The following is a 14,395-nucleotide window of genomic DNA, read 5'->3' as shown; positions in this document are numbered from 1 at the left end:
GACCAAGTGTCAGAGTCTTTGAGGCTAAATTTCTCTCCCATGCTTATGGGGTCGCCCATGCCCCTCGTAATCCTTTGGGGCATGATACAGAACCCGTTGGGGCGTAGCCTGAGCAGCTTGATACACGGGATGTCTGCTGTTTGCTGCAAAAATGGTGCGCACCCATACTCGCCATCCCCCAGGAAAAGCACAGTCCCAGGAATTTCCGCACAAACCAAGCGTAACTGACTAGCGGCTTTCTGAATCGGGTTCTCGAAACTGGTGATCCGCTCATGCCGCAACGGTAAGGCAAAACTCCCTTCTGACTCTGGAATCCAGGCAATTGTGCTGTATCCTTGCCCCACCGTAACAGGTTTGCTTCCTACTCCCGGTTGAGGTTGATGTTCGTAGGTGCGTTCTTGTAATGTCACCGCATAGGGACGCGACCAGGCTGTATGGTCGCCCGCCAATATCGTCACCTCTGCTGCTGGCATTTGCTGTATGTATTGCTTCATCAAGTCTTCACGTGGAGGATGACTATCTTGCAGTGCTTCATAGATACTCGACCACTCCCTCCGAAATAATGGGCTTAACGAAAGTTCCACAAACGATGAAACACTCCGACTCGTCAGTACCGCATCCATCAAGTCGAACAGCGCATCTCTCCCGTTCCCTATAATTTCGTACGTGTACTTGCGAAATTGCTCAAGTTTATCCAAACTAATCATGATGAAGCTGTTGATTTTATAGTCTTTTCAGCTTCCATCATCAAGCGGTCAGTCTGCAATGGCTGGCTGCTTTTTACCACTTTTTAGTCTAAACTCCAGTTTCAATACGAGCAATACATTCGCGAACGTGAATAATATAAATTCTTGGATCTTTCATATTGCAACTGCTTCTTGAAAAATGCGATCGCGAATAAAAGGATGCACTGAATTAGCAGGCACAACATCAACCTTTCGCCCTAGTAGGGCTTCTAAATCGTGAATCAGCCCAACTGGAAACCAAGGGGTAATTTTTGCTAGATCGTAATCAACTAAAAAATCTATATCACTATCTTCCGTCGCTTCACCTCGCGCCACAGAGCCAAAAACTCGCACGCCATAAGCACCATGTTGAGCCGCAATCTTTAAGATTAGTTCTCTTTTGTTAGTTAATAGTTCAGGGATTCCTAGTTTTGTTTGCATAATATCTTCCTACCCTCGATTAATCGCTACCTAAAAGTAAACTTTTTAGCTCCTCATACTCTTGCTTTATAAAGGATTCTAAGGTTAGCGATCGCTCTATCGTTACCTCTGGGGCCTCATAAAAAACCTCATCCTGTTCTACCTGACGATAACGACTCGCAGACAGATCGTACTTATTTGCTTGCACCAAAGCCTTTTCTACCCAAAACTGACGATTGAGGCGGTTGATTTCATTTTGTAAGGGGGCAATTTTCTCGCTCAGTTCCTTGATTTGTGCCTCGGCTTCCTCCAGTGCCAAACGTGGGCGATCGTCGTCTTCAGGGGCAATCACCTCTTCAAACTTGAGGCGGTTAATATCTTGCTCAAGTTCCAAACGCTTTGCTTTCAAAGGTGTCAGCAACTCCTTAATTGCCAGTTTGCGGCTTTCCCGTTGAGCGTTAAAGTCCTCATCAAAGCGACATTTCCAGCATTCTAGAATATCGGGAATGTCATTTTCAGACACAGGTTGGCGCTTGTCATCCAGCGAAAACCCATCATGCTCCATGTCATAAAACCAGATGCGGTTTGTAGTTGCGCCCCGCGTGAAAATCAGCCCCGCCGTCGAAACCCCCGCATAGGGTTTGAATACCCCCGAAGGCATGGAAATCACGCCATCTAAACGGTTCTCTTCCAGTAGCTTTTTGCGAATGTCTTGATGTTGCTTGCTCGAACCGAACAACACCCCATCAGGCACGATTACCGCACACCGTCCGCCCATCTCCAATACCCGCAGGATTTGGTGCAGAAACAGCAATTCTGTTTTCTTGCACTTGGTTGGTAGTGCTGGGTTAATGTCCGACTCATCCATCTTGCCCGTAAAGGGTGGATTCATCAGCACTACATCCAGAGTCTTCTCATCGTTAAATGCCTTCGATAGCGTATCCATTAAAAAGAAGCGCGGCTGCTCGATTCCATGCAGCATCAGGTTCATCGACCCAATCCGCAACATCGTCATACCAGAATCATTGTCGTAGGCAGTCAGTGCCTCATTTTTTAAGAACTTCAGCGACTCCGCAGGCAATAAATCCCCAACCGCGTGCTTATTCCCCTCTGCATCGTATAAAACCTTGGGACTCGTGTGCTGTTCCAGAATGTACTGATAGGCATTCACCAAAAAGCCGCAGGTTCCTGCCGCCAGATCGCCAATACGCTCCTTGGGTTGCGGGTCAATAATTTCCACCATCATGCGGATAATGTGGCGCGGTGTACGAAATTGCCCGTTTAGCCCCGCCGAACTGAGCTTATTGAGCAGATATTCGTACAAATCCCCCTGTACGTCTTGGTTCTGCTCCGCAATATTCATTGCATCAATAATTTTGCAGACCTCGATCAGTGTCCCTGCTTTACTGATTTTAAACTCAGCATTTTTCATGTAGCGTTCAAAAGAACTGCCCTCAGTCCCTGCCGATCGCAACCAAGGAAACACTTTCTCGCGAACGTGCTTGAGTGCTGCATCTGCTTTGAAATTCACCCAATGCGACCAACGCAACTCTGTGGGGATTTTCGGCTCAAATGGTTTGTTACGCCGCTTTGCCTGTTTCTCGCGCTTGTTTTCCTCATCATCCAGCCGCTTCAAAAACAGCAAGTAGGAAAATTGCTCGATCGAATCTGTTGGCAGCGATAACCCCGCCGACCAAAGCCTATCCCAAATATCATCAACCTGCGATCGTAATTTCGAATTTGTTAGCATTAAATAAAGAGAATAAGACTATTTGGGTTTACTGGAAGGAACTAAAGTTCTCAAATATTCGATAATTTGCTCGCTAAATAATCCAGCGATCGCCCCAATAAAAAATCCACCTGCAAAGTCTTCAACTGTAATAAACTTTTTCTTAGTATCATCGTGTTTACTGATAAGAGCAGCGAATATCAATGCTAATACTATGGCACCCACCAAAGGAAGCCAAAATTTATTTAATGAGAAATCGGATGAGTTACCATTTGGCAACAAAAAATATTTAACAAGAAACCCACTCAGCCCACCAAGAAATGTTCCAAAAGGAACAGCATAAGAAGATGGATAAAAGGTTAATGTTTTTCGCAGGTTTTGAATCCCTGTTATTTCATTAACAACTGTTTGGTTATCAATAACTTTAGATTCATTTTCTATATAGGAGATTTCAAATTGAGTGTCATACTGTTTTTCAAACAATAAATTTGGTGCTTTACAGTAAAAAGTAAAGCTTACCTCTTGTCCCTCGAGAGTGCTCAGATTTTTGTGTAAGCGAGAAATAAGGTCAGTAATTTAAACGTCCTGGGAATAGGATAGCAAAATATGACAACGCTGCCTTCCAATCTTTAAGGGGGCGAGTCCAACGCTTGGCAATGTTATGCATGGCCAAGAACATGAGCTTGAAGACAGATTCCTCATCGGGGAAGACAGCCTTGGTTTTAATCACCTTGCGCAGGGAGCGATTGAGGGATTCAATGGCATTGGTAGTGTAGATGACTTTGCGGATGTCCATGGGATAGTCAAAGATGGGGATAATGTTCTGCCAATGGCGCAGCCAGATTTGGCTAATCGCGGGGTATAGGCGATCCCACTTGGCGGCAAAAGCCTCAAGCGCAGCTTCGGCTTCTGCCAAAGTGGCAGCATGATAAATGGGCTTGAGGTCAGCCACAACAGCTTTAGCGTCTTTCCAGGGCACATGACGCAAACAGTTGCGGATCAGATGCACAATACATAGTTGCACCTGGGTTTGCGGGAAAACAGCCTCAATCGCCTGGGGGAATCCCACTAAGCCATCGCAACAGGCAATCAGAATGTCCTTGACCCCACGGTTTTTGAGGTCAGTCAGCACCTTGAGCCAGAACTTAGCGCCTTCGGATTCCACCTCCCCAATCCACAGCCCAAGCAATTCTTTGTTGCCCTCAACCGTAATACCCAAGACGACATAGACCGCTCGCTTGCTCACCCGACCCGACACCTTGATATTCACGTAGAGGGCATCGAGGTAAATGATGGGATATACAGGTTCCAGGGGACGGCACTGCCAAGCCTTGACCTCGTCGCTAACTGCATCAGTGACCTCACTGATGAGTGCGGCGGAGATCTTGGCACCATAGAGTTCTTCGAGTTGAGCACTAATGTCTCGGGTGCTTAATCCCCGTGCATACATAGCCAGGATTTTCTCATCGAGTCCTGCTATTCGCCTTTGGTGTTTCGGTACCAGCACGGGGTCAAACTCGCCGTTACGGTCTCGCGGTATCGACAACTCCATTTCGCCCTGTTGCGACTGCACCGTCTTCTGCGAGTAGCCATTGCGGCTGTTGCGTCGCACAACTTCGTCTTCTACCGCTTCCTCTCCCTTAGGCGTGCTTGATTTGAGGTGATGGCTCAGCTCTCCCGTGAGCGCTCGCTCGATTAGTCGTTGACTCAGTTGCTTCAGTAAGCCCGATTCTCCTAGAATGTCCTCGGGGCTATGGCACTCTGACACCAACTCGTCTAGTAGTTCATCTGTACGATTAGTTGCTTGTTTGCCTCTTAACATGTTGCGGTCTCCTTGGTTTTTGTGATTCTAGACCGCTTACACAAAATTCTGATCAGTCTCTGTCCAGAGAACAATTTTACCGATCTAAATATGTTGTCTTCATCTCTTTGATTTGGTAATCTATTTCCCTCAAGTACTTTGAGCTTCTGCTTATTTATAAAAAAAGATTTTTTCAAGAAAGAATCGTCAGGGAGTTGATTGATAAGAAGCTCTTGCACGCTCTCCAAATCTTCCCATGCTTCTATCCTAGTTGCTGTTTTTGCCCATATTGGAATTATAGGTTCCTTGCTCGCTAACTTACGCAAGTATGATGAGTCTGATTCCCACTTAAAAACAGGTAAAAAATCTAACTCTTCAACAATAAGCTCAGAATTAAGAAAACGAAGAATTCTTTTTAACTTTGAGGTGTTACTATCCTGATTTACTCTCTGCTTAATATTCATTGTAATAATAGGGGTTTGGATTCTCCCTATATTTTTAGTAGAAGCATTAGCGCTTTTTTCATCAATATGAGCATTTAAAATCTTATAGGCTTCATTAACTTGTAGGTTAATTTCTTCAAGCAATTCACTTATTTCAAGTTCGTATTTAGTTGATTCTTTAAATTTTTTGTCTTCTTGGTAGCTTAGATTCTTCCCTGGAATTAGAACTGCATTTACGTTAATATCAGTCAATGGATTATCTGACGTGTTAACAATCTCAACTGTTAAAGAATAACGTTCACTGCCAAATAAGTTTGGTGGATGTAGAAGAGTTACTCTAGCCTTTTCTGACATAGCTTTATTCCTTAACTTTGGTTTCTATCAAGCTGCTAATTGCTCAGTAAAATTAATCAACTCGTTTACCTCATCCTCAGTAAACCAACGTTCCACTGCATCCTCCCCAAAACTATCTAGTGGTTCCTCATACAAGTCCGCCACCTCTAGCCGTCGCTTTTGTAAGAATACACTTTGCACTGCCCGTAAAAATCGGATCTGGTTAGCATTGTACTGATGTTGGGCGATAAATTGCTCAAAATTACGCTCCACAATGTCCCTATAGTCAGGCAACATCTCAAACTCCAGCAACTCCCGCAAAAAGGCAAGCAAACTCGTCACCTTGAGGTTAAACGCCTTGCGGATATTCGACTCTGTCAGTTGCATATTACTGCCACCTAACTCTTGCCGCAAAACTCGCTCTAGTGCAACCAGTTGCAAATCGGTCACAGTTTCCCCATTACGCAACGCCACGATCGTGGGGTGCGTCTCAAAAATTTCCATCACCTTGCCCTCTACCCGCTGGCGATATTCCTCTACATAAACCTGTTCGCCGCCTTCGCTTAGCGTGATATAGCCATTCACCGCAATCCTGTCCGCAAGGTCGAGTTCGATAAATGACGAAGGCTTTTCCCGTCGATTTTTCATTTGGTTGGCCAGATCGGTAATGACCTGACTGAGTTCTGTAGGCGTTGCCCTCCTCAGCCTACCTGACAGGCATGTATTCACAGAGGCTTGCACATTGCGATCGTCCAGTACAAAAGACGGCAATCGGCTCACATCTTCAGCGATCCCCTCCACCGTGTCATCGCGCACCCGATCGGTCAAAATTTCATGCTTTAGCCGTTCTACCTTGTTGGTAAACGTCGCCGCCTCCACATCTACCCCAGCCACAAACCGCAGCAACGGCGCGACCTGCGTACGCAGGAAATCTAGTTTACTTTTGGTTAAATACCGCCAAAAACTATCCGTCCATGCCTCCTCAACTTGGGAAAACACCTGCTGAATGCTAAACGTCTCAAGCGAGATTTGCCCAATTTGATAGCGCAGATCGCGAATAACTTGCTGGCAATCTGGGGAGTCCTGACTATTTAGGTAAAACTCCAGCAGTTTGAGGCGTGTATTAAAGATTTTGACCGTAACTGGCAAATTTTGAGCAACAATCTCCTCCTTGGGGTCTTTTTCAAAGTCATTTTCCCAAAAGTCAAGAATCAAAAACTCATCCTTGCGACCATCTGGTAACCACTCCAAAACCCTACAGGCTTCATGGCTGCGCGTGCCTCGCCCGATCATCTGCTCCATCTTGATCCACGACTGCACGGGTTTCATAAACACCAGATTCATCACTTCAGGCACATCGATCCCCGTATCGAGCAGATCCACCGAAATCGCAATACGCGGCATATCCTCCTTTTTAAAGCGCTTGATCAGGTCATCTGTGCGCTCCATCGCCGAGGTAATTACCTGCACCATACTCGGAAATTGCGGGTACATTTCCTCAAACACACTCGCCAACCTTAGAGCGTGCTTTTGACTTAGCCCAAACACAATCGTTTTCGCAGGATACTGTCCTGACTGGTCTTTGAGGCAAACGTCCATAATTTCCACCCATTGCCTTCGCACCGTATCGCGATTGCTTACCGTGCGTTCTAACTCCGTACCTTCGTAGTCGATTTCATCAGGATCGATTCCTTGCTCGATCAGCGCATTGCGTTCCTCCTCACTCAACTCAGCCCCACGAATACCATTACGTTGAAAATGTGTTTGCGCTTGATAGAGACTAAAATCAACCAAATACCCCTCAGCGATCGCTTGACTGCGCGGATAGCTGAACGTTGGGATTCCCTCAAAGCAATGAAATAATTGCAAGGTATTGCGATCGATGAAATTGGCGGGTGTAGCCGTCAGCCCAATGATGCGTCCATCAAAATATTCCACCACCTCGCGAAACTGATTAGACCTCTTGCAAATTAGCCAACTGAGGAGCCTTGAGAGCGTTCAAAATTGTAGAGACCAGCAATTAGATTGCAACGCAAACCAAAGCGGTGACGACGATTGCGATAGCGTCCAGATAAGATGCGGAAGATCTTCAAGCGGCGATTAACATGCTCAATGCCAACCCGTTGGCGCGCAAGTTGGCGGTTGAACGCTTTCTGCTCGGGCGTAAGCTGACCACCTTTCGGTTTCTTGTGGGGTAAGCGGCAGTAGAGATGCAGTTTCTGGATGCCTTGATAACCCTTGTCCTGCAAACTCTCGGTTTGAGGATGGAAATGGATGCCAGAAGCTTTGAACAGCTTGAAATCATGCCGTCGCCCCTTGCCGAAAAACGTACAGATAATCTGCCCAGTAAGAGCGTCAATTATGAGTTGACATTTGAGCGTGTGCCCTTTCTGTTTGCCGCTATAAAAGGCACGTTGGTGCCGCTTAGGACGCTCAATGCGAGTTTCAGTCACATCAACGATCGCGACTGTAGGTATCCCAAAGCCCCGCACCAACTGGCGCTTCCCAGGTAGTCGAAAGCGACGTGAGCGGATTAAAGTCTCCTCTACCCAATGCACTATTCGACAAACTGTAGACTCGCTGATGCCCCAACTAGTGGCGATGTGAAAGTAGGTGCGATATTCCCGCCAATACTCGAAGGCAACCAATATGCGGTCTTCTAGTCCGAGTTTAGGCTTGGCTCCAGGTGTTGGCGTTGCTCGCCACTCTGGTTTAAGCACTTTCACAATTGCTTTGAACGTATTAGTCTCGATACCAAATCGACGCTTAAAGTGTGCAGCAGGTAGGGTTTGCGCTATTATATAGTTCATCATCAGGACGCTTTTTCGTTATTGCTATGTCCTGATATTTTCCTATCTTGGGGTTCTTTGGCAACTCAACCTCAACCTAATCTGCAAGAGGTCTATTCTTGTGCAAAGAAGTTATTTAAATCAGTGTCACTCCCGCCAAACCGATGAGCAATAATATGACCTCTAGCATCTGTTAATTCTCTAAATCCAGGAGGGTTAAGGAATGCCTCTACTCTGGGTGTAGTAGGTCTGAATGCATCATATTGTATTTCTGCTTCAGTCTCATCAGAGATGATACGAGTGCTAAATGGTCTTTGGTAATATGAGGCAATTACTGCCTCAATTATATTTGTTGTTCTGACTTTTTTAGTCTGATCGCTGTAATATTGTATAGTTCGCTTTTGGCTCCGAACAACTCCAGATCCAGCACCGACGCCACCACAAGCTGCTTCTCCGGTAGGATCTGCTCCATCTATAGGGTTATTGAACACATAGCGATATAAATTAGTATCTCCTGCATCAAATCCAATCGGATCGGGGGAAATAAACATGCCGTTGGGGGGAGCGTAGAAGCGCCTGCGATTGTATTGCAATCCCGGCGCTCCCGTCGCAGGCTCGAATTCCCTACCTGTATAGCCAAACTGCGTAGTCACACTCGAATTGCTCTGACTGGTCAGCCCACCAAAAGCATCGTAGACAAGATGATTCCTCACTGTGCCACTGTTATCAGCCAGATCGCGTACCGAATTTTGATGATCTGTTAATGTCCACAGCGTACTGCCATTACTTTCATCGGCCAGGATTGCATCAATACTGTTGCCATGTAAGTAACGATTAGTCAGGCCGCCGCTGCCATCGAATTCCAAAGCAATGTTCTGATTTTGCCCATAGACAAAGCGCTCAGGTACACCATTCGCCGTCCTACTAATCCGTAGATCGTTGGGATCGTAGACCTGGTTGCTTTGGTTAATAACGGTGCCAGCCGCATTTTTCTCTGTTATCTGAGTCAAACGATTTCGATAGTCCCATACATAATCGGTCACTGCACCTGTGAGGATATCTGTCTGTTTAATGCGATTACCCTCGCCATCGTAGTCATAATTAAACTTACCATCGCTGAGCAAGCGATTATTCAACCCCGTGCGATAACCCGCATTCGTCCGGTTGCCATTGGCATCATATGTATACGCCTCATCCGGTTGGAACGAATAGTCCGCACCCGTAAGCTGGTCGGTGTCGTCGTACGTGTAAGCACTCGTGCCATCCCTGTTGGTCACACCCGTAATCCGGCTGTTGGCATCGTAACTGTAGTTGTAGGCTGCTAATGGTGTGCCGCCTTTGCTGTGATTAATTGTGGAGAGTCGATTGAGCCTGTCGTAAGTATGGGTGGTCTCTGCGACGGATTGCGTTCCTGCTAAATCCGAGAAGCGCTTCACATTGGTGGATTGTCCCACCGCATTGTAAGCATAGTCCACCCGTTTGTCGGTGACACCCGTGCCCGATTGCTGCATTCTGGTCACGCGGTTGAGCGGATCGTATATATATGTATTCGTGCCTCTGGATGTGCCATTAATCGAGTCCACTGCGGACAAGACATTGCCTGCTGCGTCGTAACCGTAAGCCATCAGGACACCTGGACTGCCCGCCGTGCCAGCATTGTTGACTGAGAGCAAGCGCCCATCGAGGTCGTAGTTGTAGGCGTAGGCTGCCTCAGGATCGCTAATATTGGTTAACTGCCCTGCCGCGTCGTAGGTGGAAGTGATGGTACGTCCTGTTCCTACCCATGTCTCAGCCGTGAGGCGATTGAGGGGATCGTAGGTAAAGCGGCGGGTTTTGCCATTTCGGTCTGTAATGCTTGTGCGGTTGCCTGCCGCGTCGTAAGTGTAGGTGCGGGTTGCTCCGTAGGCGTTGGTTTCAGAGATGAGGCGATCTACTATAATAAAGTCTAACCGCATCAACGCAGGAAAGTTATGGTTAACCTTGCTTACGACTATCTCCACCTGCCTACGGCTGAGGAATTACCCGACTCAGATGATACCCCTGTGGATAACGAACTCCAAAACGATATTCCTAATCTTCTGCTAAATGTCCTGTTGTGGGTGTGGGAAGATCGCTCTGATTGGTTTTGGGGTGTGGATATGTGTATTTACTACGAACCCAATATCGAGAAACCTAAGGAGAGTAAGTCTATCGTACCCGATGCTTTTTTGGCGTTGGGAGTAAATCGGCATGTGGGAGAAGGTGGTCGCCTCAGTTATGTCCTGTGGAAAGAAGAAGTGTTACCGATCTTATTTTTGGAAGTAGTTTCCAAGGAATATAACGGTGAATACGATCGCAAGCTAGAGACATATCAAGCTTTGGGAATTCTCTATTATGTCATCTACAATCCCCTCAGTGGTAGGGCAGGGATCCACAAGCAACATCAATCTTTAGAGGTGTACAAGTTAGTAGATGACAAGTACGAACTTCTGCCGTTAACATCTCTGTTACAAGAGAGTGGCAAAGGTAAGATGGTATGGATGCCGGAGATTGGTTTGGGGATTGGCTGTGAGGTGCGATCGCGCAGTAACTGGTCGCGGGAGTGGGTATATTGGTACGATCGCTTTGGCAACCGCTATCCTACGGCTGAGGAACGGGCTGATACGGCTGAAGCGATCGCTCTCTCAGAACGTTTGGCGAAACAAGAAGCTGAAGCGATCGCTACTCAAGCGGAACTAGCACAAAAAGAGGCGGAAGCGATCGCCACTCAAGAGCGTATTGCCAAAGAACAGGCTGAACGTGCTAAGCAAGAAGCTGAAGCGATCGCCAAACAAGAAAAATTAGCTAAAGAACATGCCGAAGCGATCGCAGCTCAGGAGAAACTTGCTAAGGAAGAAGCGGAAGAGTTGCTGAAAAAATATCGAGATCGCTTTGGCGAACTCCCAGAATAAATGTTAAGACGATCGCTCTGCTCAGATCGTCGTAAAAGCGATCGCTGCTCAGGAAAAACTTGCTAAACAAGAGGCGGAAGAGTTGCTAAAAAAATATCGAGATCGCTTTGGCGAACTCCCAGAATAAATGTTAAGGAGATCGCTGGCTAAATGAAAACTAAAACGCGATCGCTACTCTAAAAATCAATCTTCGATAGAGATCGCTGGCTAAATGAAAACTAAAACGCGATCGCTACCCCAAAAATCTATCATTGATAGAGATCGCTGGCTAAATGAAAACTAAAACGCGATCGCTTTGGTGATATCTCTGAATAAATGACGATCGCTATTCCAAAAAAGTTTATCCCATAAAAAATGGCGATCGCTCTGCAAATATTCCTTGATGGCGATCGCTACCCAAAAATCTATCATCAATCGGGCGATCGCATAAGAGAACATCCATCATGCGATCGCTATGTTAACATCTCTAATTAGCGGCGACCGCATGGCGAACTATTCTCAATCACTTTAAGTTTTTAGAGGTGTCGTTAAATGAATCAACTAGTTTTATCCCTAGAAAAGCAAATTGAAGGGCTGCTCTTTGCAAGCGATAATTTCTACCCTTTCAAGGTCTTTTTTAGGGATGCAAATCTTGGTGAGTTTACGGTTGGAGGGTTACTACAATCTATTGGCTACCTTAATCTGGTTAGCTTTGAACAGTTTCATAGAGATATATTTAGCAACCTACCAGATATAGCTCACAAATATGAGGAGATTGCAAACCTCATGCGATCCAATTTAAGCTGTTTCGAAATTTATCAGATTAAAACTGAAGATCTAGCCTTTCAAAATAGCTGTTATATAGGTATATCTAGTTTTTACATTATCTTGGGTAAGACTGAGTGTGGAAACTATCTTGGCTTATCAACAAAGCTCAATCCCTTTGTTTCTAGAGAGTTTGACCCATCCCCGCTCATTGCAAGAGAGGTAGTTGACGATCCAGATTTAGCGTTGTTAAATTCTCTACTTTTACAAACTCTAGAAAACTATACATTCCCTGATGAATTTGATGAGACTAGATTGCGAAACCTGGGTCTACTAAACCTGCTTGGTATAACATTGTATCCTTTCGACAGTTTTACATGGGAATTTACAACTCAAAAGGGCGCTCTACTAGATTTACTCCTAGACTCTATTGGTCTTGTTGAAACCACAGTATTAGATAAACGTTTAATTGTGATTGATGACCAAAGCTACGTTGAAAGAATGTCTGCATTATTCAAACTCCTCTCTCAAAATCTAATGAGTATAAGAGTTTATAGGATTGGAGTTATCCAAAACGATATATATATTTTGGGCATTGATAACAATAATAACTTCGTTGGTGTATCTACAATTTCTATTGACACTTAAACACAAACTCAAGGGTTACCGAAGGGCCTATATAATCTTTTGGAAACATCTTCTCCGCTAGTGAAATCATAGAACTTAACATTTACGTCAAAAGAAGATGGCCTCAATGGATAATCTGCATATTGCAGGGGGCGGCTTATCGAGTAATATAATCTTACATCGTAAGTGATATACTTCGCATCTGGCGGAGGCTGGCATGGGTCAAACTCTTTCTCGCCAGTGAATTTAGTAAGCTCTTGATTTACCTTTTTATTAAAAGCGGCATAGTCAATCTGATTAACTCTTCGATTTTGGGAAAAGAAATTATTTTCAAATGGCTTGATCACTCCACTTTCTCTATCTGAGCCGCCAAGGATTTCTGGAACAATATGTCCTTGATCGTCGCCAGGATATAAACCATTATAATTTTTGTGAATAGTTCTCTGCGAAGAACCTGGAGTCTCTTTAACATACCTGATCTTTGCTTTCACTTCGTCAGTTAGAATCTGAATCTGCGCAGGAAAACTGCGTCTAATCGGTCGACCTCTAACTACCGGAGCTATTATGGTGAGCAGACCACGATTACCTATTTTGTTAATATTATTTTCAGAGGATTTAGTAGTACTTCCATAGCCCGACCTATAAGTAAAGTTACGTTCAAAAGAAAGTATTTTTCCAGCTAATCCAGAGGGATCTACACTTGCGGCAGGACTATTCTTCACATACCTGTAAAGATTTGTATCTCCACCTTCAAACCCGATCGCATCCTCCTCAATAAACCGCCCACTAATCGGTCTGTAAGGGCGACTGCGATAGTCATAATTCCCTGTCTCCGCATCGAACTCGCGACCAGTAAACGTGAAGCGGGTATCGAAACCAGGATCGCTCTCGCTGGTGAAATTGCCGAAACTATCGTAAACGAAGTGGTTCTTACTCGCACCCGCGCTATCCACGACATCGCGCACCGTGCCGAGGTTATCCGTCAGCGTCCAGCCCACCGAACCATTGGCTTCATCTGCCATAATCGCGTCAATACTATTTCCATGCAGGTAGCGATTGGTTAAACCACCGCTGCCATCGAATTCCAGGGCGATATTCTGGTTCTGTCCGTAGACGAAGCGGTCTGTACCTGTGGTTGTGGTCTTGCCGATGCGCTGGTCGTAGACATCGTAGTTGTAGGTGCCCACTGGCGTGCCGTTGCGAGTGACATTGGTCAGTCGGTTTCGATAATCCCAAGTGTAGGCTGTGATTTCGCCGGTGAGGATGTCGGTTTGCCTGATGACATTGCCCTCGCCAGGTTGGGTCGAGGAGGAATATGACTTCCTGCCCCTCCCAATTAGATCGCAGCGTGCGACTTTCACCGCACTGCGCTCCCGATATTCTCTAGCTTGCGCTTTTGCCCATGTGGAAATAGGTATGGCAACTCTCATGAATCGCTAACAGGTTTTCTTTCTTCCAGTTGTTGTGGTTGCCATCGGCATGGTGGAGATGAACTCTTTCGTCCGATAATAATTTGTGACCGCAGGAAGCACATGAATGGTTTTGCCTTTTTAGGGCTTTAGAGGTTTGACCGTCATAGAGCTTGCTGTTTCGCTCACTCCAGTAGACCAAATCGCCATCAAAGGGAGATTTATTTCCTCTGACATTTACGTGTTTGTTTTCAGAGTAAGGAACAGATGGGAATGCTTTCTCAATCAACTGCTTGGTTGAGTATCGATCCTGCTTCTTCTCCTGATTGAATACCTTCCATGCCCTGTGACTGATGTGCCATAGGCTATGCTTAGCCCCATCCATCTTGCAGTACCTGTGGTATCTCCTCCATCCTCTCACGAGCGGCGCTAGCTTTTGAGCTTT

At 45.8% G+C, this 14,395-nt stretch carries 13 protein-coding genes; 2 read left to right on the top strand and 11 right to left on the bottom strand.

The genetic code is table 11. The annotated features are described in order from the left end of the window. The 9 genes from PSE6802_RS27380 to PSE6802_RS27370 all read right to left on the bottom strand — a co-directional run. Nucleotides 1-707: transposase (locus PSE6802_RS27380; protein ID WP_225902626.1), on the bottom strand; the 707-nt coding region annotated here is incomplete at its 3' end. A 153-nt stretch (nt 708-860) separates the two neighbouring features. Continuing rightward, the gene (locus PSE6802_RS0101780) at nt 861-1,166 is read right to left on the bottom strand and encodes a nucleotidyltransferase family protein (protein ID WP_019498363.1); all 306 of its coding nucleotides are present in this window, start codon (nt 1,164-1,166) and stop codon (nt 861-863) included. A gap of 19 nt (nt 1,167-1,185) precedes the next feature. Then, nucleotides 1,186-2,895: a type I restriction-modification system subunit M gene (locus PSE6802_RS0101775; protein WP_019498362.1), complete on the bottom strand. Its 1,710-nt coding sequence runs from the start codon at nt 2,893-2,895 to the stop codon at nt 1,186-1,188. Between the two features lie 18 nt (nt 2,896-2,913). Then, on the bottom strand, nt 2,914-3,357 hold the full coding sequence (locus PSE6802_RS0101770; RefSeq protein ID WP_019498361.1) for a hypothetical protein: 444 nt from the start codon (nt 3,355-3,357) through the stop codon (nt 2,914-2,916). Between the two features lie 85 nt (nt 3,358-3,442). Continuing rightward, nucleotides 3,443-4,696, bottom strand: coding sequence for an IS256 family transposase (locus PSE6802_RS0101765; protein WP_019498360.1), 1,254 nt, complete (start codon nt 4,694-4,696; stop codon nt 3,443-3,445). Continuing rightward, entirely contained in the window at nt 4,690-5,472 is a 783-nt protein-coding gene (locus tag PSE6802_RS0101760; protein ID WP_019498359.1) for a hypothetical protein, read from the bottom strand. Before PSE6802_RS0101760 ends, PSE6802_RS0101765 begins: the two co-directional genes overlap by 7 nt. Nucleotides 5,473-5,499: 27 nt before the next feature. Next, nucleotides 5,500-7,389, bottom strand: coding sequence for a type I restriction-modification enzyme R subunit C-terminal domain-containing protein (locus PSE6802_RS27375; protein WP_202950665.1), 1,890 nt, complete (start codon nt 7,387-7,389; stop codon nt 5,500-5,502). A gap of 32 nt (nt 7,390-7,421) precedes the next feature. Beyond that, complete coding sequence (locus tag PSE6802_RS0101750) at nt 7,422-8,261, bottom strand: IS5 family transposase (protein WP_019498088.1); 840 nt, start codon at nt 8,259-8,261, stop codon at nt 7,422-7,424. Between the two features lie 92 nt (nt 8,262-8,353). Beyond that, nucleotides 8,354-10,195, bottom strand: a complete 1,842-nt coding sequence (locus tag PSE6802_RS27370) for an RHS repeat-associated core domain-containing protein (RefSeq protein ID WP_019498357.1) — start codon at nt 10,193-10,195, stop codon at nt 8,354-8,356. A gap of 15 nt (nt 10,196-10,210) precedes the next feature. On the opposite strand from PSE6802_RS27370, the gene PSE6802_RS27365 reads away from it, so the two are divergent. Further along, nucleotides 10,211-11,170, top strand: a complete 960-nt coding sequence (locus PSE6802_RS27365) for a Uma2 family endonuclease (protein ID WP_019498356.1) — start codon at nt 10,211-10,213, stop codon at nt 11,168-11,170. Nucleotides 11,171-11,701: 531 nt separating this feature from the next. After that, nucleotides 11,702-12,562 carry a nuclease A inhibitor family protein gene (locus PSE6802_RS0101730; protein WP_019498354.1) on the top strand — a complete coding sequence of 287 codons (861 nt, stop codon included), beginning with the start codon at nt 11,702-11,704 and terminating at the stop codon, nt 12,560-12,562. Nucleotides 12,563-12,570: 8 nt separating this feature from the next. Here the strand turns inward: PSE6802_RS0101730 and PSE6802_RS0101725 are convergent, their stop codons facing one another. Further along, nucleotides 12,571-13,971: an RHS repeat domain-containing protein gene (locus tag PSE6802_RS0101725; protein WP_083901643.1), complete on the bottom strand. Its 1,401-nt coding sequence runs from the start codon at nt 13,969-13,971 to the stop codon at nt 12,571-12,573. Then, the coding region (locus PSE6802_RS0101720) for an HNH endonuclease (protein ID WP_162139187.1) at nt 13,925-14,395 on the bottom strand (471 nt) is incomplete at its 5' end. The genes PSE6802_RS0101725 and PSE6802_RS0101720, both read right to left, overlap by 47 nt.

It is taken from the genome of Pseudanabaena sp. PCC 6802, from assembly GCF_000332175.1.
Classification (GTDB): domain Bacteria; phylum Cyanobacteriota; class Cyanobacteriia; order Pseudanabaenales; family Pseudanabaenaceae; genus PCC-6802.
The sequence above is the reverse complement of the archived record's forward strand: the minus strand, read 5'-3'. Positions and strand labels throughout refer to the sequence as shown.